Origin of the sequence: Hyalangium sp., assembly GCF_045802625.1 — a bacterium.
Classification (GTDB): domain Bacteria; phylum Myxococcota; class Myxococcia; order Myxococcales; family Myxococcaceae; genus Hyalangium.
Genome location: NZ_JBJMQP010000052.1, coordinates 36,862 through 62,988 on the forward strand (window position 1 = coordinate 36,862; position 26,127 = coordinate 62,988).

A 26,127-nucleotide genomic window follows, 5' to 3' on the forward strand; every position below is an offset into this window, starting at 1 on the left:
TCTTCGTGTGGGTTCTCGCGACTCAGCTGATGCGCAGGTCCGGCCAGCTCGCCAGTGGATCCGTGGACTTCACCAGGTGCATGCCGGCGTCAGCGAAGCGCTTGAGCGCGGCCTCGGCCTGCGGGGTGAAGTCGGCGGCGAAGCCTCCCTTGCCATCCGGCACGGTCACGGCGGACATGCAGTCGGTGAGCAGGTACACCTTCCGGGCGAGCGCGGCGTCCTGGGCGACGATCTCGCTCAGCAGGTCATCGATGGAGCTCTTCACGCAGTGGCTGGCGGCCTGGCCGGCGATGACGACGGCATCCGCCGTGAGCAGCGTCTTGAGGAACTGGGTGTTGCGCTGGGCCAGGGGCTGCCCGTCGTGGCGGCTGAGCACCTCGGGGCGCAGCACCGAGTAGTTCTCCGTGAGCGGGTTGCCGCCCTTCACCTCGCACCAGGACTGGGCGCCTCGGGCGAACGCGTGGAAGAGCCGGGCCTCCTGCACCACGCCCACCAGCGCGTGCCCGTCCCCGCCGAGCAGGCAGTGCGGCGGCCACAGGTAGAGCGTGTACTTGCCAGCCCGCTCCAGCTCCTCGCAGTAGTACTTCACCTGCTTGAGCAGCCAGGGGTAGTTGCCTCCGCACAGCCACTTCGCCACTGCGGGGTTGGGGCGCACATGGCCGCGTTCGATCTGCTCGCGCGTCACCTCGCGGTAGGGCGTGAGCGGCTGGTCGTTCTGATCCACCCAGAAGGACGGGGAGAAGATCTGGTACGCGAAGTGGGTATCGAGCGTCGTGGTGACATTCGTGAGGGCGCCGAGGTTGCGGTACATGAACTCGGCGATGCGGCGGCTGTCCTCGATGGCGCCCTTGCCGCTGCGGCCGGCGACGTAGAGCGAGCCCTCGGGGAAGCAGAAGTCCTTCTGCACGTCGATGAGCAGCAGGTGCAGGTTGAACTTGTCCGTGGCGGAGGGCGTGAGGTTGTTGGCGGCGCTCCACGTGGCGGCCTCCGTCTGGAGCTTCCCCGCGTCGGGGCCGTAGCCGTAGGAGCCCGCGTTGCTGGGCCGGTAGAACGACGGAAGCGGCAGCTCCTTCACCTGGGTCTTCATCGCCTTCTCCTCTCCTTGGGGGGGCCTCCTTGGCTCCACCCTTTGTGTTTCTACGACACCAACATAGTGTCCAACTAACACTATGTCAAGCAGACCTGCTCCTTTCGGAGGGTCACACCCCGGCCTACCCCATGCGCAGGCCGGTGATGTCCTGGCGGCGGACGACAGTGAGTCCGTTGCGGGTCATGAGGAGCCGGCAGTCGGCATCCACGAAGGGCTCGGCATCGGGGAACTCACGAATGGCCTCGAGCCGTCCCTGCCGCAGCTCCACGCGGGTGAGCCCGGTGTCCGTGCCCGCGAAGAGCACGTCCCCCACGGCGCACTTGCCGCGCAGCGAGCCGAGCCACGAGCCATCTCCCGCCTCGGCATGGGCGCTGGCGCGAACCGTGCCGTCCGCGCCGACCACGACGCAGTGGTGCACGGTGCGCCCGTTGCTCTCTTCCGCGAGGAAGAGCCAGGCATTCTGTCCCTCGAAGAGACACTCCACGTCGACGAGCCTTCCCGCGGGCCATGGCAGCGCCAGGCCATCCTTGATGCCAGAGCGCTCGGCATCGAAGACGAAGGCGCCACGCAGGTTGCCCGCGCGATGGAAGCCGAGCCCGAACCGAGGCCCCACGAAGAGCCGTGTCTGGCCTTGCAGCACGTCACCGATTCGCTCGGGGCCAAAGGCTCCATCCCGCCACAGCCCGCCCGCGTGAGCCCAGTAACGGTGACGCGCGTTGACGGCGAAGGCCGGGCGGCCCTCCGGGGCATCCACCCCGAGCCTCTCGGGCGGCCGGCCCGTTGAGAGCACCGCCAGCTCTCCGCCACGGCCCACCAGCGTCACACCTCCTTGAATGGCCCACTGGAGCGACGGATCCAGCGCGCCGTGCAGCACGGGATGTCCGTCCTCGCGGCGGTAAGCGCCGTCCTCGTGGTAGAGCCAGCGCAGCACGCCCTCCTCGGCGCACGCGTGAACGAGCACGCCTCGCGTGGAGAACAACCGGGTCGCGGACACCTGACCGCGCACGGAGGTGACGGGCGTCGCGCTGGCGGCGGCGTGGGGGCTGCACGTCGGGCACGCGAGCCGAGAATGCTCCACTCCGCACGAGGGACACACCGTGAAGCGCAGCGCGTCCAGCAGCCGGGTGGGAAAGGGGCCGCGCGCATCCTCGACGAAGATGCGGTGGAGCTGGTGCAGCACCTCGTCCGGGAGCGTGGCCAGCGGGAGCGCGGGCTTCGGGTACTGCACGTCCGGGTGGAAGACGGTGAGGCGCTGGTGGACACGAGCCGCGGGCGTGGCTCGCGGCGCGGGCGCCTGAGGCCGGTGGACGCCGCCGTAGGGCCCCACGCACAGCAGGCTCTGCATCAACGCCACGGAGAAGGCATACCAGTCGCTGTCCGCGGAAGCCGGGCGGCCGGGGTTCAGCGAGGCGGCCGTCGTGCCCGTGAGGCGCAACGGATCCAGGAACCGCTCGGTGAAGACGGCGGAGAGGAACGAGCCGAACTGGAAGCTGTCCGCGTCGATGAGGTACGCATCCGCTCCCACCACGAGGACGTTGAGATCGTTGAAGTCTCCCACCACCGCGCCCGAACCATGGACGGCCTCCAGCGTGTGGTGCAGCCCTCGGAGGACGTCGACGACGCGCGCAGAGGTGGCTCCGGCTCGGCGAAAAGTGGGGTCGCTGAAGCGGCGCAGGGGCTCGACGCTGTCCAGCTTGCGCATGGCGTAGCCCAGCACGGTGCGTCCGCGCCGATCCGTGGCCAGCGTCTGCGGCACGATGACCCGGGCCGGCATCACCTTCGGGAAGGCCGGGAGCTTGCGCTGGTGCTCGTCCAGACGCGAGCGGGCCGCGGCCTGCTCCTCGGGCAGCCCCTGGTAGTCCGGATGCTCGGGTGGCTTGAAGACCTTGAGGGCGCGCCCATCGCCCAGATCGAACACGTCCGCCTCGCCGCCCTTGCCGAGCGCACGCGTCGGATCCAACCGCACCTTCTTTCCCTCGAGATAGACCTCCATGGCGTCAGGCCCTCCCCATGCGGCGGCGCAGGACGATGAGCGTGGTGTCGTCAGCGAGCAGGCTCGGCGTGCGCACCAGGCGGTGCGCGGTGAAGTCAGCGCGCACGGACTCGCGCCCCAGCAACGCGAGCCTGCGCCGGAGCGCATCCGGGTTCTGGAAGTAGCGCTCGTCCGTCCAGTACTGCGAGAGCGGACCCACGGGCTCATCCCGCTCGGGCACGCGAGCCTCGGAGAGCTTCGCGAGGTCCGCCGCTCCATCCGTGCCGAGCATCAACGCCATCACCTCGTCCGTAGGCACGAGCGCCTGCCGCTCCAGGGGAACAGCGCCTGGGGCCAACAGCCCATAGGCCAGGTACGGGGGAGCGTTGTTGGGAAACGGCCCCAGCGAACGCACCTCCCCATTGAGCGCCCAGAGCCCATCCCCCGCGGAGAAGACGAGCGTGTGCCGGGGAGTGATGACCGCGCCAACCACGGTGAAGAGCAGGTGCTCGCCCACGAGCGAACCACCGAGCTGCTCGGTGAGGCTGGTCAGGAACTTCAGCACCCGGGCGCGCACGGCCTCGAGGAACTCGGGGGCCTCCACGGAGACACCCTCGCCCGCCACCGCGAGCACGGCCTGGGCCACGCACCGCGCGCCGAGCTGCGCCCCCACCTCGCTGTGCGCTCCGCTGCCGCACCCATCCGCCACCACGGCCGAGAGCACCTCCCCCTGCGCGAGCAGGCTGAGCGCATCCTGGTTGTTGCGCCCCGCTCGGGCATGCTCACGACCGATGATGGAGGCAGCGGCGATGTCGAATGGAGGAAGCATGGGCACACCTCTCCCGGGCCCGGCGAAGGGCCACGGTGAAACGGGTGGGGAACGGGCTACAGCTCGAAGTTGAAGCCAGCCTTCTCGAGCTGCTTGTACTTCTTGTGATCGAACCGGTAGAGGCGCGCGGCGCGGTGCGAGACGTCCTGCTCCACCTCGTCGAGCTCCTCCAGCAGATCCATGGAGAGGATCTTCTTGCGGAAGTTCCGCTTGTCGAGCTCGCGCTCCAGGATGATCTCGTAGAGCCGCTGGAGCTGGGTGAGGGTGAACTTGGGTGGAAGCAGCTCGAAGCCGATGGGCTGGTAGCGCACCTTGCCCTTGAGCCGCTGCAGCGCCGTGCCGAGGATGTCCGCGTGGTCGAACGCCAGCTTCGGCGCGTCCCACACCGAGAACCATGCCGCCTCACGCGCGTCCGTCGAGGCATGGACCCGGTGGTCGCTCAGCTTCACCAGGGCGAAGTACGCCACGGTGACGACTCGGCCACGCGGGTCCCGCCCCGGCTCGCCGAAGGTGTAGAGCTGCTCCAGGTGGCTGGGGCGGATCCCGGCCTCCTCCTCCAGCTCCCGGCGCGCCGCCGCGTCCAGGGACTCCTCCATCCGGACGAAGCCGCCGGGCAGCGCCCACTTCCCCTGGAAGGGCTCCAGCCCACGCTTGATGAGGAGCACCTTCAGGTCCTCCTCGTCCATCCCGAACACCACGCAGTCCACCGTCACGGCGGGCCGTGGGTACTCGTAGGTGTAGCTCACGCTCGCTCTCCTTCGTGCCCTGTCCATATCCAACATAGTGTCTGATAGACACTAAGTCAAGGGATCCGGCATGGAGCGGGCAGCCCCGCGGCTGGAAGCTCGGGCAGGGCTTCTACGGGAGCGGGCGGAGGCTCAGGCCATCACCAGGCTCGACAGGCGGTGCCAGTCGACGAGCTGCACGCGCTCCTCGGCCAGCTCGAACTCCACCGAGCGGCGCAGGCCGATGACGTCCCCGGCGATCTGGAACGGCACCTCGCGGTCGAAGTCCATGCGCACGCGCTCCACGAGGAAGTCGTGCATGTTGGGCATGGGGTGCTCGCCGCGCCACAGCTTGAACATGTTGCGCGTGGCCTCCATCACCCCCGCGCCGTAGACGCGCACCGAGAGCCGGTGGGGCATGGCCTGCGCGAAGGGGAAGGCCTTGAAGCCGAAGCCCCACTCGGGCGTGGTGGCGGCGCCGGCCACGCCAAAGGGGCCTCGGTAGAGCAGCTCGCCCGTGTCGCCGTGAGGCAAGGGGCGGATGGCGCGGTTCGCATCCACCGTGAGGACTGGCGCCCCGAGGTTGTAGACGGAGACCTGGGCCTTGCTCGAGCTGAACAGGTGGCGGGGGATGGTGCGGGTGAACATGGCCCCGAGGTAGCCCCGCAGGCCTGCCTGGGCACCGCGCAGCGGGCCCGAGGCGGCGAGCTGGTTCTTGAAGTCCTGGATCATCTCCGCGTCCCAGCCGGTGCCCGCGAAGGGCGCTACATGGCCATCGACTCGGACGAGGCCGAAGGGGCGCAGGGGAGGCAGGCGCTCGCCGTAGGCCGCGAGCTGCTTGAGGGCCACGGCGGGCCGAGGCGCGCCGGTGACACGCGCCCACGCATTGCCCGTGCCCATGGGCAGGACGCCGATGGCCGGCAGCGCCAGGCCTTGCGCACGCAGCTCGTTGAGCAGTCCGGTGATGGTGCCGTCGCCGCCCCCCGCGAGCAGGAGCGCGGGAGGGTTGGGCCGCAGTTGCTGGTCGATCCAGGCGCGGGCCTCCTCCACCGAGCGGGTGAGGGCCACGCGAGCCCGGGGGAGAAAGCGCTGCACGAGGCCCTCCATGACTTCGGAGCCTCGGCGTGCGCGCAGGTTGACGAGGACGGCGATGTTCATATGGGCTGAGGACTCTCCTCACGTCATGTCATGGCACTGTCACGACAGGCGGGATGGGATGGGACATTCCACAGTGCCCAAAATGGCGACGGCGCCCTGTGGCGCACTTCGTCAGAAGTCGGTACCTCGGCGAGCGAGCGTGGTGCCAGGCCGTCGCCCGCCTGAAGAGGAGGAACAGCGGGAGTCTCGAACCGTGGACTCGGCAGTCCGAGCTCCCAGAGAGTAGGTGCCCGGCTCATCCGCCGTCAGAGGTTGGCTCCCGTCGCGACGCACGTTACCCAGCAGGTCAGGGAACGCCAGTCAACCCCTGGAAAAGACGAGGCTTCCGAGCCTTGGAGGGAGACGGGTTGTAGGGGGGCTGGAGCGGCTGGTATCTCGGAGCCCTCGGTCCGGTAGTCGACGGAACGCTCCCTGCAATCAAGCTCCTCGATGATCCCCACCAAACTCCTGTTCCTCTCCCCCGTAGTCCTCCTCACCGCCTGCATCAGCCTCCCGGACGTGGAGGCGCCTCAGGGTCCTCCCGATGGGTCGCCCGATTCAGGCACGCCTCCCAGCGTGACCCTGACCCTGGCGGCACCCGGTGGAACGACCTACACCAACGGCACCGTCAGTGTTCAGCTCCAACTGCAGGGAGACACGCCAGAGCAGGTGGAACTGCTGGTGGATGACCAACCACTCACCACGCTGCAAGTCCCCTATACCTTTACCTGGGACACAACCTCGGTAGCAGAGGGTTCGCATCGGCTCGCTGCGCGGGCTCGCATTGGAGACAAGACCTTCGCCAGCGAAGTGCGCGAGGTGGTGGTGGACCGAACTCCACCGCAAGTGGTGTCGCGCACACCAACGCCGGGAGCCCAGGATGTCTGGGTGCACCAACCCATCCAGGCGACGTTCTCGGAGCCGCTGAAGGCCAGCACCCTGACAGACGACTCCGTGAGCCTGGTAGTGAGTGGGAACATAGTGGATACGACTCGCTCCATCTCTGCAGATGGCAAGTCTCTAACGGTCATCCCGTCCTCGCCCATCCAGGCTCCCTGCAGCGTGCAACTCACCCTGAGTTCGGCAGTGACCGACATCGCTGGCAACAGTCTGAGCCCTCCCACCAGCACCTGGATCTGGAGTCATCCCATTTCTCTATCGCTCGGCGCACTCTTCGCTGCAGGAGATGTAGGTGGGAGGTCAACTCCTGCCTCAGCACCACACATGCGCCTCGACCCCAATGGGTTGCCATATGTGGCTTGGCTCGAAGAGGTGGACCCAGTCTCTCCCTTCTACAACATCTACGTGAGGCATTGGACAGGTAACTCTTGGGAACCCATCGGGGATGCTCTTGACCCGGACCCACTACGCTTGGGCGGCAATCCAGACCCTGTAGATCAAGTCATCCAGATAGACTCTTCCGGAGTCCCGCTCGTGGCTTGGATACATTATGACCTCAACTACGCCAATATTCATGTCAGCCGCTGGCACAGCAACCAATGGCACCCTGTCGGCTCACCAATAGTCCCAGTCGTTTCAAGCAACAACTATCCCCCTGCGTTCCCTTCCTTCCGCCTCGATAAGACCGACACTCCGTTGATTTCGTGGGTGCAAGAAGGAGTCGATTCCTTCCTATACCTTAACATCGTCAAATGGACAGGGCAGGACTGGGGACTGTTGGGAGACCCTCAGCGAATCTACGGCATATTGCCCTTCAACATCTTCTCTCAGAACGCCAAAACATCTCTCGCCATCGATCGTTCTGGTGCTCCTGTTATTGCGTGGCCCAATCGTGCTCAGGCGTCTTCCCCACCGGAACCGCACGGCATCCTGGTACGCCGTTGGAATGGCTCCCAATGGGAATCCCTAGGCCAAGCCATCACGGCACGCCCGGAGAACTATGATCACTTTCCGAGAGATCCCTATCTCCTCCTTGATGCTTCGGGGCGCCTGACCCTGGCTTGGAGCGAAAGCGACGGCACCACCTATAACGTCCATGTCTATCGGTGGAATGAGAGTTTCTCAGAATGGGAGCCGATGGGCACGCTGTTGAGCGCAAACCCTGGCTCCTCACCTGCCACAAACCCCAAGCTGGATATGGATGGCGCAGGCAACATGTTCGTCACCTGGGAAGAGTCCAATCCGAATACTGGCGCCTATGAGCAGCACCTCCGACGGTGGAATGGCACTGCCTGGGAAAGCATCGGAACTCCCATCATCAAGCCTGGTACAGATGATCGCTCTTTTGCTGTGGATGCTAATGGTAACTTCTACTTCGCGTGGGCATCCGGCGACATTCTCGTCCACCGCTACAACAAATGACCACACGCTGGGCCTTATAATCCTGTGACTCCGGCACTCACTCCGCCCGACCCATTTAGAGAATCAACATGAAGAAGGTATTGATTATCGTTTCGTATATCTTGGCCAGTACTGGATACGCGGCGCCGCGGCGGATGGTGGTGGCCAGCGGCGAGTGCAAGGACGCCGAGCTCAGCAGTCAGGCCCGCGCATTCCACGAAGCCCTCAAGGCCCGGCAGGACCAGGATGTCATGAGCCCGGCCTCCTTCACCGAGCGCGTCTTCCCCGCTCCCTCCGGCAGCTTCGAGGACCTTCAGCGTCAGCTCGATGCCGCCCAGGACCAGTTCTATGAGGCCCGCTACGCCAAGGCCGAGCAGGCCATTGATGACGCGCTCAAGGAGATCTCCCGCCTGCCCGTCGGGGATGCCCGCTGGCAGCTCTTCGCCAATGCCCAGCTCCTCCATGCCCTCAACTACCGCTCCATGGGCAAGGTGAAGGAGAGCGATACCGCCTTCCGCAACGTCCTGCGCCTCAAGCCCCAGTACAAGCTCGATCCCGCCCAATACGCTCCCTCCATCCGTCAGGCGTTCGAGAAGGTGCGCGGCGAGCTCTCCAAGGCCAAGAAGGTCAAGCTCGCCGTGAAGTCCACCCTCCCCGCCTCCGAGGTCTACCTCGATGGCCTCAAGGCCGGGCAGACCCCCCTCTCCCTCGATGTCCTCGCCGGCACCTACGACATCACCGTCGTGAAGGGCTCCGCCGTCAGCTTCCCGCGCCAGATCCAGGTGCAGGGCGCGGACACTCCCGTCCTCGTCGATCTCGCCTACGAGGGCTCTGTCTCCGCCAGCCCCTTCCCTTGCCTCGCGTCCACCGACAAGTCCGATGAACGCACCCTCAGCTATGCCGTCCGCCTGGGTGGCACGCTCGGCGTCGAGGAGATCATCGTCGTGCGCCTCGAGACTCCCAGCAGCGGGCCCAAGTGGTTCGCCGCCACCGTCCTCAACGTCGAAGGCGGTCAGAAGGTTCGCGAGGGCGGCTTCAAGACCCAGGGGCTGGATGCTCCTCCGAAGGCCCTCGCCGCCCTCGTGGACTTCGTCACCACCGGCAAGGAGCAGCCCAACCTCGTCGTTCCCAACACCAATGGCAAGGCTCCCTGGTCCCAGCAGCCGGCGGCTGGCGCTCCCGTGGCTTCCTCCTCGTCGTCCAGCCCGGACCTCTCCGCTCCAAACCGGCTCTCGGATGGAACGGGCTCGTCTGCCGCGTCCGTTTCACAGTCGCGCTCCGGCTCCACCTCGGGCCTGCGCACGGCCTCCTATGTGGCGCTGGGCGCCGGTGGGGCCGCCCTCGCTGGCGCGGGCGTCGTGCGGCTCATGGCCCAGAAGGATCTCAATGCCCTCAACAAGCGGCTCAATGCCAGCGGGCGAATCGACGCGGGCGATCAGGAGGCCCTCCAGCTCCGCGACTCGCTCGCCTCCAAGGGCAACCTCCTCACCGGGCTCCTGGTCAGCTCCGGGGCCCTGCTCACCACGGGCGCCGTGCTCTACTTCGTGTCGCCCTCGCACACCCCGCCTCCCATGAGCGTGGGCGTCTCGGCGGGCCCTGGCGGGGCTTCGGCTTCCCTCTCCGGCTCATTCTGAGCCCGGCGGCTGTCTCTCCCTCTTCCCTCCTGAAGAGAGGGGGAGTCCTGGACGCTCGCGCTCGCGGTCGGCGTAGAGTGCGCGCCCATGCGTTTCCTGCTCGCCCTGCTGCTGGCCACCAGCGCCTCCGCCGCTGCCCCCCGCACCTTCCGCGTCGACTACTTCCACACCGGTAACGCCACCGAGGAGCGCTTCAGCCTCGACCGGCTCGTCCTCGAGCCCCTGCCCTGGCCCGGCAATCCGTCCCGCCCCATCGACGAGACCAACCTCGGCAAGTACCTCTTCGAGGTCCGAGACCGCGCCACCAACCGCCTCCTCTACTCGCGCGGCTTCGCCTCCATCTACGGCGAGTGGGAGAGCACCGCCGAGGCCAAGGAGGCCCACCGCACCTTCCACGAGTCCCTCCGCTTCCCCGCTCCCGAGAAGCCCGTCCAGGTCCTCCTCAAGAAGCGGGACGCCCAGAACGCGTTCCGGGAGCTCTGGTCCCTCGTCGTCGATCCGCAGGACATGTTCGTCGATCCGTCCAAGCCTCCCTCGCCCGGTCCGCTGCTGCCGCTGCTCAAGAACGGACCACCCGAGGAGAAGGTCGACCTGCTCATCCTCGGCGATGGCTACACCGCCCAGGAGCGCCCCAAGTTCGAGAAGGATGCGCGCCGCCTGGTGGACATCCTCTTCACCGTCTCGCCCTTCAAGGAGCGCAAGGCCGACTTCAACGTCTGGGGCCTGATGCCCGCCGCCGCCGAGTCCGGCATCTCCCGGCCCTCCACCGGCCAGCACCGCCGCTCGCCCGTGGGCGCCACCTATGATGCCTTCGGCAGCGAGCGCTACGTGCTCACCTTCGACAACCGCTCCTTCCGAGACATCGCCTCCTTCGCGCCCTACGAATTCGTGGAGATCCTCGTCAACGGCAACACCTACGGCGGCGGCGGCATCTTCAACCTCTACAGCACCGTGGCCGCCGACAGCCTCTGGTCCCCCTACATCTTCGTCCACGAGTTCGGTCACCACTTCGCCGGGCTCGCCGACGAGTACTACACCTCGGACTCGGCCTACCTGCCCGCCGAGGATCGCCCCGAGCCCTGGGAGCGCAACGTCACCGCGCTCAAGGACCCCACGAACCTCAAGTGGAAGGCGCTCGTCTCGCCCAGCACGCCCCTGCCCACGCCATGGGACAAGGAGGCCTACGAGACCCACGCGCGGGAGGTGCAACAGAAGCGCAAGCAGATCCGCGCCGAGCGCCGCCCCGAGGCCGAGATGGATGCGCTCTTCACCGCGCAGCGAGACTGGGAGGAGAAGTTCCTCGGCTCGCAGAAGTTCGCAAGCCAGGTGGGCGCCTTCGAGGGCGCCATGTACGAGGCCCGCGGCTACTACCGCCCCCAGGTGGACTGCATCATGTTCACGCGAGACCGCTCGCCCTTCTGCTCGGTGTGCCAGCACACCCTGTCCGAGGTCATCGATCTGTACGCGGGAAAACCCGCGAGGCCCGCCGCGCCCACGCCCTGAAAACGGGCCTTGCTGGTTTATCGATGTGACAAGTCCAGGGTGCGCAGCGGTGCCCGTGGACGCCCCTTCCGAGCCGGGTGTAAGGGAGTCAACACCCGATTCAACCCTTGGAGGGGTGTTTCATGTTGATGCGCAGCTGGCTCCAGGCGCTTTGCGCCTTCGTGTGCATTCTGGCGCTCGCGGGATGTGGCGACGAGTGCGTCGATCAATACGACTGTCGAAACAAGAAGGGTCCTCCGCCCGCGGGCAAGGAGTACGTCTGTAACGACAAGCACGCGTGCGAGCTGAAGGACACGCCTTCCCCGGAGCCGACGTGCTCGCCCGAGTGCGCTGGCAGCGAGTTCTGCGACACCAGCTCCGGCACCGGCGTGTGCCGCACCTGCTCGGCGACCCAGGGTTGCTCCGCCACCGCTCCGGTCTGCGACACCGCCGCCAACAACGGCAAGGGCGTCTGCAAGGCCTGCACGGACACGGCGAGCGGCAACGGCACCGACCAGGGTTGCTCCGCCACCGCTCCGGTCTGCGACACCGCGGCCAGCAATGGCGCTGGCGTGTGCAAGGCCTGCGTCGACTCGGCGCAGGGCAATGGCACCGATGTGGGCTGCTCCGCCACCGCTCCAGTCTGTGACACCTCGGGTGGCAATGGCGCCGGCGTGTGCAAGGCCTGCGTCGACTCGGCGCAGGGCAATGGCACTGATGTGGGCTGCTCCGATGCCGCTCCTATCTGCAACCCCTTGGCGGCCAACGGTGCCGGCGCGTGCAGGACCTGCACGGACACCGCCACCGGCAACGGCACCGACCTGGGCTGCTCCGATGCCGCCCCCATCTGCAACACCTCGGCGGCCAGTGGCGCCGGCGCGTGCAGGGCCTGCTCGGACACCGCCACCGGCAACGGCACCGACCTGGGCTGCTCCGCCACCGCTCCCATCTGCAACCTCTCGGCGGCCAACGGCGTTGGCGCGTGCAAGGCCTGCGTGGACTCGGCCACCGGCAGTGGCACGGACGTGGGCTGCTCGGCCACCGTGCCCTTCTGCGATGCCACGGCCAGCAATGGCGCCGGCCTGTGCAAGGCATGCCTCGACTCGGCCACCGGCAGTGGCACCGACCTGGGCTGCTCGGCCACCACTCCCCTGTGTGACGGCACCGCCAGCAACGGCGCGGGCACGTGCAAGGCCTGCATGGACTCGGCCACGGGCAATGGCACGGACGTGGGCTGCTCCGGGACTACGCCTCTGTGCGACACCGCGGCCGCCAGCGGCGCGGGCGTGTGCAAGGTCTGCATGGACTCTGCCGCGTCGGGCAACACGGATCTGGGCTGCTCCGGACCGGCCTCCCTCTGCGATGCGACGGCCAACAGTGGCCTGGGCACCTGCAAGGTCTGTCTGACGAGCAGCAACGAGGGCTGCCCTGGCGCGCAGACGTGCAACGCGACGGGGACGGCCTGTGAAGGCTGCGCGGACAACAGCTCGTGCACCAACGCGTCGACGCCCATCTGCAAGCCGCCGCCTCCCGTGGCCGTCTGCGTCGAGTGCACCGACGACACGCACTGCGGCGCGCTCCGGCCGACCTGCAACACGGCCACCAACTTCTGCGGCTGCACGAGCGATGCGGCCTGCAAGTCCGCCGCGGGCAACACGGACTTCTGCGACACGGCGGCCAATAGTGGCGGCGGCGAGTGCCGGGTCTGTGTCACGAATGCCAACTGCGCCTCGGTGGATGCGTCGAAGCCCTTCTGCGACAACCAGACGGCGTGCATCCAGTGCCGCACCAACGCGGACTGCTCGCTGAGCCAGGTGTGCGACGCCAGCAAGAGCTGCGTGGCCCCGCCGGGCGCGGATCCGGCCGGCACCAGCGCTCAGATCCAGGCGTTCATCGACGCGCCCGTGGGCCCCTTCACCACGCCGATCACCATCGAGAACGCGTTCGTCACGTACATCAAGCCCGTGCTCGGGGATCCCGCGTCCGGGGATGCCACGGGCTTCTTCCTCCAGGCGCAGTACAACGGTCCCGCGATGTTCGTGGATACGGACCCGTCCCAGCTGCAGGTAGGTGACCGCATCACCCTCACCGTCGGCGAGAAGTTCGAGTACGCCAGTGGGAAGGTGCGCGCGGCGCGGAGCATCTCCGGGCTGACCATCGTCGCCCGGGGCTACCCCGTGCAGAACCTGAACACCGCGACGCCGCCGGGCCTCGCCGTGGATGTCTCCAGCGCGACGGACCTGGTGACGGGGGTCGAGGGCTACTTCGGCAAGATCCTCCACCTGACGGGCACCATGTCCGGAACTGTTTTCGGCAGCGGCCAGGGGCACTCCACCCTCAACTTCAAGACCGCTGGCATCACCACGGGGACGCTCCCACGGCTGCGCGTGCCCACGACGTTTGCCACCCAGTATGACTTCGTGGACACCTGCACGTTCACGCTCGACGTGGGCCCGATGTGGAAGAACACCAACACCGCGACCCCGCCCGTGACCAGCGCACAGCCGTCGGCCTACGGCCTCGAGGACTTCTCGGCCCTGAGCTGCCCGGCGCCCAAGCTGATCAACGGCAGCACCCCCACCGCCACGACGCTGAAGCTGGCCTTCGACCGGAACATTGACCCCGCCAGCATCACGAACGCCGCCGCGCAGTTCACCTTCACGGGGGGCCTGACCACTTCGTCGGCTGTCGTCACCGGCAGGGAGGTGCTGCTCACCACCAGCCCCCAGACGACGGGGACCTCGTACACGCTCACGGTGGCCACCTCGGTCAAGGACACCCTCGGGGTTGGGATCGGGACTCCGAACACCCTCACCTTCACGGGCTTCGCGCCGCTGGTGGTTCGGGGCGGCTCCACCACCGTCTCGGGGGCGGGCTTCACGGGGGCGACCAACGTCACCATCGGCGGTACGAGCCAGACGTTCACGGTAGACTCGGATACCCAGCTCACCGTCACCAACCTCTCCGATGCGACGCCGCTGGGCTCCCAGCCCATCGTGGTGACCACTCCGTCCGGTCCGGTCTCCACCGGAAACACGACCGTCATCAACCTCGTCATCAACGAGCTGGACTCGGATCAGGTCGGGACCGATGCCGCGGAGTTCGTGGAGATCTCCACGGGCGTGCCGAACCTGAAGCTGTCCGGCTTCGTCCTGGTCTTCTTCAACGGAACCGATGACAAGTCGTACCTGGCGCTCGACCTCAACGCGACCGCGGATGCCAACGGCCTCATCGTGGCCGGCAACACGGGAGTCAACCCGAACGGTCCCATCATCCCAGGCAACATGCTGCAGAACGGCGAGGATGCCGCCGCCATCTACCAGGGAAGCTCGGCCTCGTTCCCCATCGGGACGCTCGTCACCAACACCGGGCTCATCGATGCCCTCGTCTACGACACGTCGGATCCGGATGATCCGGGGCTCCTGGACACCCTGCTGTTCCCGGCGCCGGATCCTCGCCGGGTCCAGGTGGACGAGAACGTCAACACCAAGGGAACCACTGAGTCGATCCAGCGCTGCGGAACGGCTCGGCGTGATGGCCGGGTGTACAAGGTCGCCGCGCCTTCCGAGGGCCTGCCGAACACCTGCCCGTAGAAGCGCTCCTTGTCGTGAATGACCTGGCGGCGCGGGGACCTCGGTTCCCGCGCCGCTTGCCGCGCTGACGAGCGGCTACTTTGGCGCGGACTCGGACAGGGCTCCGCCGGCCCCTTCCTCGGGGGGAGGCTCCGGCTTGCGCACCAGCTCCACCTCGCGCGCCACCCACTCGCCCTGCGCCACCGTGTAGGCCACTCGCACCTGCACGCCCTGCTCCACCATCCGCCGGCTCACCTGCCGATCCCCTTGCAGGAAGCGGGTGTCGGGCTGGATGCGCACGTCCCGCTCCACGCCTCCGGTGTCTCGGACGAGCAGCTCGTCATTCCCCACCCACTCCACCAAGCCCAGGGTGCTCGCGGCGGGCTGCGCACTCTCGGGGGAGTCCTGATCCGGCGCCGCGCTCGGATCCCCCTCGGCCCGCAAGTCCTTGTGTTGGGCCTGGAGCGCCGGCGGCTCCGGCATCTTCTCGCGCGAGGCAACCAGGTCGCGCAGCAGCTCGGAGCGCGCCTCCCGCGCGTGGCCACTCGGTGGCTTCTCCGAGACCTCGCAGGCCACCCCCAGTCCACACAGCCCCCCCGCGACAGCCAGAATGGCCGTCCATCGATGCCGGCGGTTCATCACTTCCGTCTCCCCCTTTCCTATGCCCCTGGGGCTGCCCCCGGACCTGCCTCTTCAGGCGTGCTCATTCGCCTCCAAAAGATGCGGCCTCACCCAGAGTAGAAAACCGACCGGCGGACGGCTGGCCGCCCTCTCCCACCGAGCGCCAAGTCACAGCGTCCCTGGCGCTCTGCTGCCTGCTCGCTCTGTCCTGGACTCTGGACCTGAGGCCTACCCCCCCGGTCCCTTCCCGAAAGATCCAACCTAGCGGATACTATGGGCAATGATGATGGATCCCACTCCTCCCTCATCCCAAGCCTGGGCCAGCTACGCCTCCTTTCTCTCGGAGCAGTGGCCCCGGCGCACCCAGCGTGCGGGCCTGATTGCCCTGGCGGGTAGTGGGTTCCTGCTAGTTTCCGACCTGTTGAGTATGGAGCTTGGGGCGGTCTCCCCTCCCCACTCCCTGGCGCTGGTGGCCGGAATGCGGCTGCTGGGCCTACTGCTCCCGGCGGGGCTGCTCTGGGTGCTGCGCACATTCCCCGAGTGGAAGACCAGCCCCATCCCCGGCGTGCTGGCCATGGGCTTCTGGCTGGTGCTCAGCCAGGCCACCTTCTACCTGGCGGGGACTCAACACTCGCTGCCGCATACCGCCCTGCTGGTCTGGAGCCTCTTCTTCCTGCCCCTGGTGCTGCCGCTGCACGATCTGGCCCGAGGCCTCTTCTATGCCTTCGTGGTGATGAGCTACGCGGTGCTGGAGCTGGCCATGGACACCGGCGCGCCGCTGGTGTCGCGGCTGCTGGGCATCGTGGGGCTGATCGCCGTGGCCGCGTGCGTCGCGTGGTCGCTGGAGCGGGTGCTGCGCTCGATGCGCCAGCACTTCTTCCTCAAGCAGCGGACGGGCTCGATGGTGCGGACGTTGGAGAGCTCTCATGCCCGGGTGGGCCACGCCGCCGAGACGATCACCCAGCTGGTGGACAAGCTGCGCAAGTCGATGCTGGAGCTGTCCAACGAGTCGAGCCGCGCGCGCATGGAGACCTCCCGCATGGCGCACGTGAACTCGGCGGTGGCCAGCATGGCGCAGGCGGCCTCGGTGCGCGCCTCGGGGGCCGGGATCATCGTCTCGCAGGCCACCGGGCACACCCAGCGCATCGACACCGAGATGGACCGCGTGGAGACCGGCATCAAGGAGATTGGCCTGGCCATGGGCCACACCGAGGCCAGCCTCCACGAGCTGGAGATGCACACGCTGCACATCGTCGAGTTCACGGACACCATCCAGGAGTTCGCCAACCAGACGGATGTGCTGGCGCTCAACGCCGCGATGGAGGCGGCGCGTGCGGGCGAGGCCGGGCGGAGCTTCGCGGTGGTGGCGCGCGAGGTGCGCCGGCTGGCCGAGGCCTCCAAGGGCAGCTCGGTGAAGGTGCAGGAGGTGGCCCATGGCATCCGCTCGCAGCTCGACTCGGCGGTGCAGGGCATGGTCATCATCCGCGACAGCACCCGCCAGTTCGCCACCAGCTTCACGGATGCCCGCAGGACGCTGGAGTCCATCCGGCAGATCGTCACGCAGATCGAAGAGCTGATGCACTTCACGGTGGCGGACGCCAAGGAGCAGGCGGGGGTGACGGAGGCCATCTCGGCGGGGACCGGGCAGCTCCAGCAGCTGGTCAACGCGCATGAGGAGCTGGGCCAGGATGTGGCCACCACGACCGATCGGCTGGTCCAGCTCGCCGACGAGCTGCGCGCGCAGCTGCCGAAGAAGGAGCCGGAGTCCCAGGAGCAGGAGCCTCGGGTGCCGCCCTCCGCCTCCGAGAGCACGCTCCAGGCGCCTCACGCGGCCGTGGCCTGACGCGCCCCCGCGGTCCGCTAGCCGACCTTCCCGGCGGGAGACTCGCGCCCAGGCCCAGCAACCCCCCACGACGCCCCGACACCCGTTAGAATGCTGGACGTGGCGAGACTGGTGGCGATGTTCGGCCCCTGCCGGGGCATAGCGCGAGAGCTGGATTCCCCCCTCACCGTGGGCCGGACGGCCGAGGGCGGGCTTCAGCTCCTCGACGACAAGGTCAGCCGGGAGCACTGTGCCATAGAGCCCATTGGCCCCGCCGGCCACGTGGTGAGGGATCTGGGCTCACGCAATGGGACGTGGCTCAACGGTCAGCTCCTCAAGGAGACCACGCGGCTGCGCCCCGGAGACCACATCTCCGTGGGCGAGAGCGTCCTGGTGTATGAGCCCTCCTTCGAGGCCCTGCGCGCACGCGATGGCGAGTCCACCCTGGTCCTCACGCGCACCCGGCCCGAGGCGGCTCGCAGCGGTACTCCGCCCACGCCCGCGGCGCTCGCTCGCGCCGGGGAGCTGGCCCTGCGCGCCGCCACCGCCTCCTCGCCCGAGGCCGCCGCGGGGATTGTCCTCGAGGCGCTCGATTCAGCTCTGCACCCGGCCGCCCTCACCGTGCTGCGGCTGGCGCCCAATGGCATGCTGCACCCGCTGCTGGCCCGGCCCGTGGGCGCCCACCTCACCCTGAGCCGGGAGATGGTGAACGCGGCCTTGAAGCTCGGCCGCGCCCTGGCCATGCCCGAGGCCCAGGCGCGCCCCGAGACGGACAACCTGCTGACGCGCGTGCGCCAGGGCGAGGCCCACGTCCTCTATGCGCCGCTCTACACGGGCGGCGGCCCCGCTGGCGCGCTCTGCATCCTGCGCGACAGCGCCTTCACCGACGAGGAGCTGGCGCTGGCCGGAGCGCTGGCCGGAGCGGCGGGGCCCTCGCTCTGCCCTCCGCCCGAGCCGCACGTGCCGAGCACCCTCACCTACTCGGCGCCGGTGGCCGAGAGCGCCGCCATGCGCGAGGTGATGCGCCAGGTCCAAGCCGCCGCCCAGGTGCAATCCACCGTGCTCATCACCGGCGAGAACGGCTCCGGCAAGGAGGAGGTGGCTCGCGCCATCCACACCCTGGGCACCCGCTCGCGAGGCCCCTTCATCGCCGTCAACTGCGGCGCCATCCCCGCGGAGCTGGCCGAGAGCGAGCTGTTCGGCCACGAGAAGGGCGCCTTCCCGGGGGCGGTGAACGCCCGCGCCGGTGTCTTCGAGCAGGCGGACGGCGGCACGCTCTTCCTCGACGAGGTGGGTGATCTGCCCGCGGCGCTCCAGGTGAAGCTGCTGCGCGTGCTGCAGGATCGGCTGGTGCACCGCGTGGGCGGGCGCGCGGGCGTGCCGGTGGACGTGCGCGTGGTGGCCGCCACGGACCGCAACCTCATCGAGGCGGTGCGCGCGGGCCACTTCCGCGAGGATCTCTACTGGCGGCTCAATGTAATCCGCATCCCCGTGGCGCCCCTGCGAGACAGGCCCGAGGACATCCTCCCGCTGGCCGAGCGCCTGCTGGCGAAGATGGGGCCCCAGCTCGGCCGCCGCGCCGCGGGCTTCACCGAGGAGGCTCGCGCCGCGCTGCGGGCCTGTCCGTGGCCGGGCAATGCGCGACTGCTCGCCAACGCCATCGAGCGCGCGCTGGTGCTCAAGGGGCCGGGAGAACTCATCGGCCTGTTGGATCTGCCTCCCGAGGTGGTGGCGCCCGAGCCCAAGCCGGCGGCTCCCGGGAACGGCGCGCCCGCCACCGGCATCACGCTCGCCGAGGTGGTGCGGGCCGTGGAGCGGGAGCACATCGTCCTGGCGATGAAGCGGGCCAAGGGCGTGAAGTCCGCCGCCGCCGAGGCGCTGGGGATCTCCGGCCCGGCCCTGGACCAGAAGATCCACGAGTACGGCATCCACCTCCCCGAATGAGCTTCCGCCGCTGAGGCTTCGCGGTAGCCTCTCCCGTCAGACAGGAGGCCAGGTCGATGCGGTGGCTGCTCATCATGCTCGCGGTGGGTGCGGCGGGAACGGCGGGCTATCTCGGGACGCTGGCGAGGAACTCCTTCTCGGCCTACTCCGGCGAGCAGCTCGACATGCTGGAGCGCGAGCTGTCCCAGGAGCTGGGCTCGCCCAAGTCCTCCGGCAAGCACGCCGGCCCGAAGGAGCAGCTCGCGGGCAGCCAGCAGCTCCTCCAGGAGGAGCGGCAGCGGCGGCTGTTCTTCACCCTCGCGCTCGGTGTGGCCGGCGTGGCGGGTGTGGCCTCCTTCTTCGTCCGGGGAGGCTCCTCCTCCAGCCCCGTCCTCCGCGGCTCGGGCGATGAGGACGCCCGGCTCCTGGCGGCGGTGGGAGATCCCTCCGTGCTCCGCGAGGGGGCTCGGCAGAGGGCCGCCTCCCTGCTGGGAGTGGCCCCCGACGCGCCGCCCGCCGTCATCGAGGCCGCGCTCCAGGCCCAGCTCCAGCAGCGAGACCCCGCGCGCCTGGAGGGGCTGGCGCCGGACCTGAAGAAGATCGCGCTCGAGCAGCGCGAGGAGCTCGTCCGCGCCAGGGACTTGCTGCTGAACAAGCCCCCGGCAGCTCGCGCGTGACCTGAGGCCAGGGCCTCTGAGCGCTACGTGGGCGTGTCGGGGGACTCGCCGCGCGCCATGGCCACCCACTCGCGCACGCGCTCGCGCAGCTTCTCCGGCTCGAAGGGCTTCTCCAGGCGCGGGTTGGTCACCCGCTCCAGGAAGGACTGCGCCGCCGGCGTGTACGCCCCGCCGGTGACGAACACCATCCGCTGAGCCCGCTCCGGGGCCGCGGCCTCGAGCTGCGCGTGCAGCTCCATGCCCGTCATCTCCGGCATCATCAGGTCGCAGAGGACGACGTCGTAGAGCCCTTCCGCCGAGATCAGCATCTCCAGCGCCCGCCGCGAGCTGACCACCACCTCCACATCATGCTCGCGCGACAGCGTCCGCCTCAGCGCGGAGCTCACCAACGGATCATCATCCACCACCAGCACCCGACCTCGCATCGATACTCCCTTCTTGGACTCCACCGCTTGCGGGGCCTGAACCGACTCGCCGCGAGCCACCGGCAACGTCACCCGAAACATCGTCCCCCGACCGACCTGACTCTCTACCTCGATCCGGCCTCCCATCGAAGTGATGAAGGTATGGCATAGCGCCAGCCCCAGCCCCGTGCCTACACCTACCGGCTTTGTTGTAAAAAATGGGTCGAAGATTCGACCCACCACCTCTGGGGGGATCCCACTACCCGTGTCGTGGACCTCCCCCGCCACGAAGCCCTCTCCCACACGCCGGGTGACGAGCCGGACCTCGTTCTGATCTGGCTTGCCCTCGGGCAGCGCCTGTGCCGCGTTGATGATCAGGTTGAGGAACACTTGCGCCAGCCGCGCCTCGTTGCCCTCCACCCGAGGGACTTCTGTGTAGTCCCGGACAAGTTGGGCCCGAGGGCGCAGCTCTCCCACCGCCAGCTTGGCCGCTGAGTCCATCACCGCCCGCAGGTCCACCGGCTCGCGGGTGTCCTCGTCCTGGCGGGAGAACGTCTTCAGGTCGCGGACGATGCGCCGCACCCGCTCCGCTCCCATCAGCGCCTCGCGCAGCACCTGCTCCATCTCCCGCAGCCGCTCGCGCACATCCTCCGGCCCCTGCTCCAGGCGGTTGATCAGCACGCCCGACTCCTCGCACGCGTGCTCCAGGTTGGAAACGATGTAGGAGAGCGGGTTGTTGATCTCATGGCCCACCCCCGCCGCCAGGGTGCCCACCGCCGCCATCTTCCCCGCTTGCACCAGCTGGGCCTGGGTGGCGCGCAGGGTGCGCAGGTGGGTGTCCAGCTCCTGGTTGGCCCGGGCCAGCTCCTTGGTCCGGTTCTCCACCCGCGCCTGGAGCCAGCGCTCGCGCTGCTTGAGCCGGCCCACGCGCCAGCCGTAGCTGATGGCCGCCATCCCCCCCACTCCCAGCACACACAGCACGTAGAACCACACCGTCTGGTGGAACCAGGGCTGCAGCGTCACGTCCAGCACGGCGCCGGGCTCGCGCCACACCCCATCCCGGTCGGCCGCCACGACGTGGAAGCGGTACGGGCCGGGCGGCAGGCGGGTATAGGAGACCGCGCGCCGGCCCTCGGCATCCACCCAGCCCTCGTCCGCGCCCTCCAGCCGGTAGCGCACCGGCACCCGCTGGGGGGCCTCGGGCGCGAGCACGGTGAAGCGGATGTCCAGGTCCTGCTTGCCCGGCGCCAGCTCCAGCCTCGGCGTCAGCGGCACCACCTGGCCTTGCACCCGCACGTCCTGGATGCGCACCTCGGGCGAGCGGCGCTCCAGCCGCGGATCCTTCGGATCCACCACCACCGCGCCGCGAGAGGTGGTGAACCACAGGCGCCCGTCATGCGCCCGCCACGCGGAGGGCTGCGAGCCTCCGCTGGCCTCGATGCTGCGCAGCCCGTCCCGCTCGTCATAGGTGCTGGCGCGCACCCGCTCGCGCCGGCCGTCGGCCACTTCCTCCAGGTCGCGCTGGCGCACCCGCGAGAGGCCCTTGTTGCTGCTCAGCCAGAAGGAGCCTTCCGAGTCCGGCAGCAAATCGAAGACGTTGTCATCCGCGAGCCCCTGGGCCGCGGTGATCCGCGTGCCCTTCCCGTCCTTCAGGCGCACCAGGCCGGAGAGGGTGCCCACCCAGAGCGTGCCGGACGGCTCCGCGTACAGGGCCATGATGGCCTCGTTGAGGAGCGCCGGAGCCGTCATGCGCAGGAAGTTGCCGTTGGCGTAGCGCACCAGCCCCGAGTGCGTGCCGAACCAGATGGTGCCCGTGGAGTCCTCCAGCATGGAGATGACGGCCTCGGGCACGGGCCCCTGCTCGGGCGTGTACACGGTGAAGTGGCGCTCGTGCAGGCGGACGAGCCCCGCGGAGGTGCCGAACCACACGTCTCCCCGCGAGTCCGGGAGGATGGCCCAGACCAGCCCGAGCGGCAGCCCGTCCTCGCGCAGCAGGGGCGAGAAGCGCTTGCCGTCATACCGGAAGGCGCCGCGGTGCGTGCCCACCCAGAGCGTGCCGTCCGAGGCCTCGGCGAGCGAGCGGACGTTGTCGTCATCGAGCCCCTCGGCCGCGCCCACCCGGCCGATGTGCCCGTCCTTCAGCCGGTGCAGCCCGCCCCCCAGCGTGCCCAGCCAGAGCGTGCCGTCGCGCGTCTCCAGCACGGTGCGGACGAGATCATGCGCCAGCCCCTCGGGCACTCCGTAGGCAATGAACGGGGGAGCGCTCAGGCGGTTGAGGCCACCGTCCGCCGTGCCCACCCAGAGGTTGCCGTCACGGTCCTCGAGGAGAGAGTAGACGCGGCTGCCCGACAGCCCCTCCTTCGGGCCGAAGAAGGCGAAGCCCTCGGCGGTGTGGCGGGACAGGCCCGTCTCGTGGCCCACCCACAGCACGCCGTCACGATCCTCCCACAGCGCCGACACCTCGTAGCGCGGCAGGCCCTGCTGCGGGCCGAACCAGGTGAACGTCCCCTCGCGGAGGGACAACAGCCCGGAGTACGTGCCAATCCAGAGCGTTCCATCCCTCGCCGCCAGCAGGCTGCGCACCCGCGTGTCCGCGCCCGCGGGCAGGGACACCCGCTCCAGCCGGCTCGAGGACAACCGCGCGAGGCCCTCGCGCGTGCCGATCCACAGCGTGCCCGTGCTGTCCTCGGCGAGCGCTTCGATCTGCGAGCTCGGCAGCCCGTCCTTGTTCGTGTAGCGCCGCCGCGGCCCTTTTCCGGAGAGGGGGACCTGCTCCAGCCCCACGGCGGTGCCAACCCACAGGGTAGAGCCCTCCAGCGCCAGGGCCTGCACGTTCACCTGCTGGAGCTCTCCCTCGTCCGGCAGGCGCTCGAAGCGGCCCTGCTGGTAGTGGACGACGCCCTTCTTCGTCCCCATCCACAGCCCGCCGGCCCCATCCTCCAGCAGCGCGCGGATGGTGTGGTCGGCCAGCTCCGGCGTGTTGTTCCGGTTGTAGAGGGTGAAGTTGGCGCCATCGAAGCGGACCAGCCCGTCGAAGGTGCCCAGCCACAGGTAGCCATCCCGGGTCTGCCGGAGCGAGAGGACGGTGTTCTGCGGCAGCCCATCCTGGGTCTGCCACGCCTGGTGGGTGTACTGCGAGAACGCGCGGTGCGGATCCAGCCCAAAGCCCGGCGTCCCCGTGAGCAGGAGCAGGAGCACCACCGGAGCGAAGAAGGCGCGGCGCCCGACACCGCACTGGGCCCACAAGGACATGGAGTCCCCAGTGTCCAGCAAACCGGCCCTTGCCACCAAGCGTCATTCACCCGTCCGGCGGCAGCGGCGAGACCCCACCTGCTCCCTTGCCCGCCCTTCTCGCCGCTGCCGCCGTGTCGCGCAACGAAGCGGTCCCCAGGTCCATCCGGACCCGCGTGCCTCCCTCGCTTGGGGTGTGCTGTCCCCTATCGCGTGAGAGCGCTCGGGCCGAGACAGGCAACCCACCGGCGGCTTGCCGCTTCGATCCCCGTACCACTCAGTCCACGCGTGCGAGTCTGTCCCGCTCCGTGCTGGTCTGAAGATGGGGTGTGAAGACAGAGGCGACCACTGCGGAAAGTCGACACCGCTGTACAACCCAGGACGGGGCCGTGCGGCCTTGCCCCAGTAGCCTCTGCTCGGCGCTCAGGGCGGAGGCGAGGTGGGAGGAGGCCGTGCGGACAGCAGCACCTGGAAGCCCTGGGCCTGGCCCTTGCGCACCGCGTTCGCCACGTCCTCCAGCGAGGCCTGATCCGTCACCGTGAGGTAGAGCAAGGTGTCCTTGGGAACGCGCTCCTCGGCCGCCGGATCAGGTCCCGCCAGCTCGAACGTCCGCGTCACCTTCGTGTCCACTGGCACCTGGGAGAGGCGGATCCGATGCTCGGCGCCGAGCTCTCCCACCCAGACGGCCGAGGGAGTGAAGGCGCTGGAGTGGAGCAGCGGCAGCAGGAGCACTCGGGCAGCCTGAGGCGTGGACTTCACGAGGGTGGCGAGCTGCCACAAGAAGGGGTGAGCGCCCAACATGCGCTTGGGTGCTTCCGGGGCAGCCTCCGGCGCGGGGAGGCTGGTGCCCACGAGGGAGAGCACGGGCAGCTCCAGCTGCGTCGCCACGTCGATCAGCCGCCGCAGCCCAGACACGGGGACGCGCGCATCCACGGCCAGCACGAGCGAAGGCGCGGCGTCACTCGGGTTGGGCTCCTGCCGAGCCATGCTCCCCGTGGCGCCGCGGAGGAAGTCGGAGAGGGCCTTGTCATTCGAGCTCCACGGCACCTCGGCGCCCCCGGGCTGCGAGAGCCCTTCCGCCGTGGCCACCACGGCCACATGGGAGACGCTCTCCTCTCCTCCCCATGGCAGGAGCCGCAGCTGGGAGAGCACCGCCGGAGCCTGGGAGGCCTGCTCCACGGCCTCGCTCATCCGGGCCAGGGGCCGTCCATCCGCCCAGAGGGCCCCCGCCACGACGAGCACGAGGAGCCCCCGCAAGAGCAGCCTCGTGGGGTCCCGGAGCCACCCTCTCTGCCCGCGCTCTCGCCACGGGAGCGCGAGGAACACGAGCACCACCAGCGCTCCGGCGCGCAGCATCAACGGCCGCCGCAGCGCGAAGGCCCCCACCCGGAGCAGGGTGACACGATCGGCCGGGAGAGCGCTGCTGGCCGCGATGAGCACATTGGACAGGCCCTTCGACTCGACGGCGGCCAGCGCGCACACGAGCGCCAGCAGCAGCACCGCGCTCACCTCGAACCTCCGGTCTCCCCCGCTCGCGCTCGTGGGCTCCTCACCCGAGCGCCCCAGGCTCGCGAGGAGCAGCGCGCCCGCGGTGGCCAGGAGCAACGACGCGCTGGCCCATGCGCCGAGCAGCCGCGCGCAGATCAGCTCGCCTGTGCCCTGCATGAGCAGCAGGAGCCGGTCGTCCTGGGAGACGCTGGCGAGGGCCTCGAGCACGCTCCGCGCGCCTCGCAGCGCTCCAGTCACCCCCACGAGCCACGGCACCGTCGCGAGCACCACCGGCACCACCAGGGGCACGTTGCGCCCCGAGGCCCGGAAGAACAGCACGAAGGCCAGAAGCACCGTGCTCGCCAGGGAGAGCACGCCCATGAGGTGAATCGGCCGCCCGGCCATGCCCAGGGTGCGTGAGAGCCCATCCAAGCCGCCAAGCCACTCGAGCAGCACCACGGCGGAGATCGGTTGAAGCACCAAGGGGAGCGCTCCGCCGAACAGTCCAGGGAGGAGGCTCCGCTTCCGGGGCGAGGACATGGGGCGTACCGTAACCGCTTCCCGCTGAACGTTCCCAGGGCGGCGTCTCGGGGCAGACTTCCTCAATGGGGCAATCTGCCTCACTCCCGGGCCCGCGGGGCGCCTCCTGTCCAAGGCTGCTCCCCTGGCATGTCCCATGCTCCTTCTGCCGGCGTAAACCCCCCACGTCGGGGACGGGAGGCTTTCACCTTCCTGGGAGGCATGGATGTCACGGCTGCAGTGGATGGCAGAGCACTTGTTGAAAGAGCATCCAGAGGGGAAGGACGCGCAAGAGCCCCAGGAACCCCTGCGCGTGCTCCTGGCCGAGGATCAGCCCGAGATGCGCAGCCTCATCCGCTCGGCGCTGGTACGGGATGGCTATGAGGTCATCGAGGCGGAAGACGGGCCGGCGGTCATCCGAGCGATCATCTCCGGGCTCGTCGAAGAGCGTGCTCGCGCGCCCGACCTCATCATTACGGATATGCGAATGCCGGGCTACACGGGGCTCGAGGTGCTGGCCCGGCTCCGGCGTGAGGATTGGCCCACGCCGGTCATCCTCATCACCGCCTTTGGGGATGAGGCCTTGCACGCGGAGGCGGCCCGGCTGAGGGCTCGCGTGCTCGACAAGCCCTTTGAGCTGGAGGATCTGCGAGCAGCAGTACGTGCGCTGCTCAAGCCTCATTGAGTCCGCAGGCAGGAG

General features: G+C 68.8%; 16 protein-coding genes. 8 read left to right on the forward strand and 8 right to left on the reverse strand.

Features of this window, described 5'->3' with window-relative positions; all coding sequences use genetic code 11:
* Nucleotides 1-22 precede the first annotated feature (22 nt).
* From ACJ8AT_RS09835 to ACJ8AT_RS09855, 5 genes are all read right to left on the reverse strand, one after another.
* Nucleotides 23-1,087: a nicotinamidase gene (locus tag ACJ8AT_RS09835; RefSeq protein WP_407737400.1), complete on the reverse strand. Its 1,065-nt coding sequence runs from the start codon at nucleotides 1,085-1,087 to the stop codon at nucleotides 23-25.
* Nucleotides 1,088-1,211: 124 nt separating this feature from the next.
* Nucleotides 1,212-3,083 carry a hypothetical protein gene (locus tag ACJ8AT_RS09840; protein WP_407737401.1) on the reverse strand — a complete coding sequence of 624 codons (1,872 nt, stop codon included), beginning with the start codon at nucleotides 3,081-3,083 and terminating at the stop codon, nucleotides 1,212-1,214.
* Nucleotides 3,084-3,087: 4 nt separating this feature from the next.
* Entirely contained in the window at nucleotides 3,088-3,891 is an 804-nt protein-coding gene (locus tag ACJ8AT_RS09845) for a protein phosphatase 2C domain-containing protein (RefSeq protein ID WP_407737402.1), read from the reverse strand.
* A 56-nt stretch (nucleotides 3,892-3,947) separates the two neighbouring features.
* Nucleotides 3,948-4,637, reverse strand: a complete 690-nt coding sequence (locus ACJ8AT_RS09850; RefSeq protein WP_407737403.1) for an NUDIX hydrolase — start codon at nucleotides 4,635-4,637, stop codon at nucleotides 3,948-3,950.
* A 132-nt stretch (nucleotides 4,638-4,769) separates the two neighbouring features.
* Entirely contained in the window at nucleotides 4,770-5,774 is a 1,005-nt protein-coding gene (locus ACJ8AT_RS09855; protein WP_407737404.1) for a diacylglycerol/lipid kinase family protein, read from the reverse strand.
* A 555-nt stretch (nucleotides 5,775-6,329) separates the two neighbouring features.
* Here ACJ8AT_RS09855 and ACJ8AT_RS09860 point away from each other — a divergent pair.
* The 4 genes from ACJ8AT_RS09860 to ACJ8AT_RS09875 all read left to right on the forward strand — a co-directional run bounded on the left by ACJ8AT_RS09860 (nucleotide 6,330) and on the right by ACJ8AT_RS09875 (nucleotide 14,763).
* The gene (locus ACJ8AT_RS09860) at nucleotides 6,330-8,075 is read left to right on the forward strand and encodes an Ig-like domain-containing protein (protein ID WP_407737405.1); all 1,746 of its coding nucleotides are present in this window, start codon (nucleotides 6,330-6,332) and stop codon (nucleotides 8,073-8,075) included.
* A 101-nt stretch (nucleotides 8,076-8,176) separates the two neighbouring features.
* On the forward strand, nucleotides 8,177-9,688 hold the full coding sequence (locus ACJ8AT_RS09865; RefSeq protein WP_407737406.1) for a PEGA domain-containing protein: 1,512 nt from the start codon (nucleotides 8,177-8,179) through the stop codon (nucleotides 9,686-9,688).
* Between the two features lie 87 nt (nucleotides 9,689-9,775).
* Nucleotides 9,776-11,191: an IgA Peptidase M64 gene (locus tag ACJ8AT_RS09870; RefSeq protein WP_407737407.1), complete on the forward strand. Its 1,416-nt coding sequence runs from the start codon at nucleotides 9,776-9,778 to the stop codon at nucleotides 11,189-11,191.
* A gap of 122 nt (nucleotides 11,192-11,313) precedes the next feature.
* A complete protein-coding gene (locus tag ACJ8AT_RS09875; protein WP_407737408.1) occupies nucleotides 11,314-14,763 on the forward strand; it encodes an Ig-like domain-containing protein in 3,450 nt (1,149 codons plus the stop codon).
* Between the two features lie 75 nt (nucleotides 14,764-14,838).
* Here ACJ8AT_RS09875 and ACJ8AT_RS09880 read toward each other — a convergent pair whose 3' ends face one another.
* The gene (locus tag ACJ8AT_RS09880; protein WP_407737409.1) at nucleotides 14,839-15,381 is read right to left on the reverse strand and encodes a hypothetical protein; all 543 of its coding nucleotides are present in this window, start codon (nucleotides 15,379-15,381) and stop codon (nucleotides 14,839-14,841) included.
* Nucleotides 15,382-15,790: 409 nt separating this feature from the next.
* Between ACJ8AT_RS09880 and ACJ8AT_RS09885 the strand changes: the two genes are divergently transcribed.
* From ACJ8AT_RS09885 to ACJ8AT_RS09895, 3 genes are all read left to right on the forward strand, one after another.
* Nucleotides 15,791-17,206: a methyl-accepting chemotaxis protein gene (locus tag ACJ8AT_RS09885; RefSeq protein ID WP_407737410.1), complete on the forward strand. Its 1,416-nt coding sequence runs from the start codon at nucleotides 15,791-15,793 to the stop codon at nucleotides 17,204-17,206.
* A gap of 90 nt (nucleotides 17,207-17,296) precedes the next feature.
* On the forward strand, nucleotides 17,297-19,129 hold the full coding sequence (locus tag ACJ8AT_RS09890; protein WP_407737411.1) for a sigma 54-interacting transcriptional regulator: 1,833 nt from the start codon (nucleotides 17,297-17,299) through the stop codon (nucleotides 19,127-19,129).
* 56 nt (nucleotides 19,130-19,185) lie between these two features.
* Nucleotides 19,186-19,785 (forward strand): hypothetical protein, encoded by a 600-nt coding sequence (locus tag ACJ8AT_RS09895; protein WP_407737412.1) that lies wholly within the window; start codon nucleotides 19,186-19,188, stop codon nucleotides 19,783-19,785.
* Nucleotides 19,786-19,808: 23 nt separating this feature from the next.
* On the opposite strand, the gene ACJ8AT_RS09900 is transcribed toward ACJ8AT_RS09895, so the two are convergent.
* Both ACJ8AT_RS09900 and ACJ8AT_RS09905 read right to left on the reverse strand, forming a co-directional pair.
* A complete protein-coding gene (locus ACJ8AT_RS09900; protein WP_407737413.1) occupies nucleotides 19,809-23,441 on the reverse strand; it encodes a two-component regulator propeller domain-containing protein in 3,633 nt (1,210 codons plus the stop codon).
* 402 nt (nucleotides 23,442-23,843) lie between these two features.
* Nucleotides 23,844-25,391 (reverse strand): hypothetical protein, encoded by a 1,548-nt coding sequence (locus tag ACJ8AT_RS09905; RefSeq protein WP_407737414.1) that lies wholly within the window; start codon nucleotides 25,389-25,391, stop codon nucleotides 23,844-23,846.
* A gap of 262 nt (nucleotides 25,392-25,653) precedes the next feature.
* On the opposite strand from ACJ8AT_RS09905, the gene ACJ8AT_RS09910 reads away from it, so the two are divergent.
* Nucleotides 25,654-26,112 (forward strand): response regulator, encoded by a 459-nt coding sequence (locus ACJ8AT_RS09910; protein WP_407737415.1) that lies wholly within the window; start codon nucleotides 25,654-25,656, stop codon nucleotides 26,110-26,112.
* Nucleotides 26,113-26,127 lie beyond the last annotated feature (15 nt).

Coding starts and splice junctions, on each gene's coding strand:
- ACJ8AT_RS09835 (WP_407737400.1), bottom strand. CDS start 1,087: ATGAAGACCCAGGTGAAGGAGCTGCCGCTTCCGTCGTTCTACCGGCCC.
- ACJ8AT_RS09840 (WP_407737401.1), bottom strand. CDS start 3,083: ATGGAGGTCTATCTCGAGGGAAAGAAGGTGCGGTTGGATCCGACGCGT.
- ACJ8AT_RS09845 (WP_407737402.1), bottom strand. CDS start 3,891: ATGCTTCCTCCATTCGACATCGCCGCTGCCTCCATCATCGGTCGTGAG.
- ACJ8AT_RS09855 (WP_407737404.1), bottom strand. CDS start 5,774: ATGAACATCGCCGTCCTCGTCAACCTGCGCGCACGCCGAGGCTCCGAA.
- ACJ8AT_RS09870 (WP_407737407.1), top strand. CDS start 9,776: ATGCGTTTCCTGCTCGCCCTGCTGCTGGCCACCAGCGCCTCCGCCGCT.
- ACJ8AT_RS09875 (WP_407737408.1), top strand. CDS start 11,314: ATGTTGATGCGCAGCTGGCTCCAGGCGCTTTGCGCCTTCGTGTGCATT.
- ACJ8AT_RS09880 (WP_407737409.1), bottom strand. CDS start 15,381: ATGAACCGCCGGCATCGATGGACGGCCATTCTGGCTGTCGCGGGGGGG.
- ACJ8AT_RS09885 (WP_407737410.1), top strand. CDS start 15,791: ATGGAGCTTGGGGCGGTCTCCCCTCCCCACTCCCTGGCGCTGGTGGCC.
- ACJ8AT_RS09890 (WP_407737411.1), top strand. CDS start 17,297: ATGCTGGACGTGGCGAGACTGGTGGCGATGTTCGGCCCCTGCCGGGGC.
- ACJ8AT_RS09895 (WP_407737412.1), top strand. CDS start 19,186: ATGCGGTGGCTGCTCATCATGCTCGCGGTGGGTGCGGCGGGAACGGCG.
- ACJ8AT_RS09900 (WP_407737413.1), bottom strand. CDS start 23,441: ATGTCCTTGTGGGCCCAGTGCGGTGTCGGGCGCCGCGCCTTCTTCGCT.
- ACJ8AT_RS09910 (WP_407737415.1), top strand. CDS start 25,654: ATGTCACGGCTGCAGTGGATGGCAGAGCACTTGTTGAAAGAGCATCCA.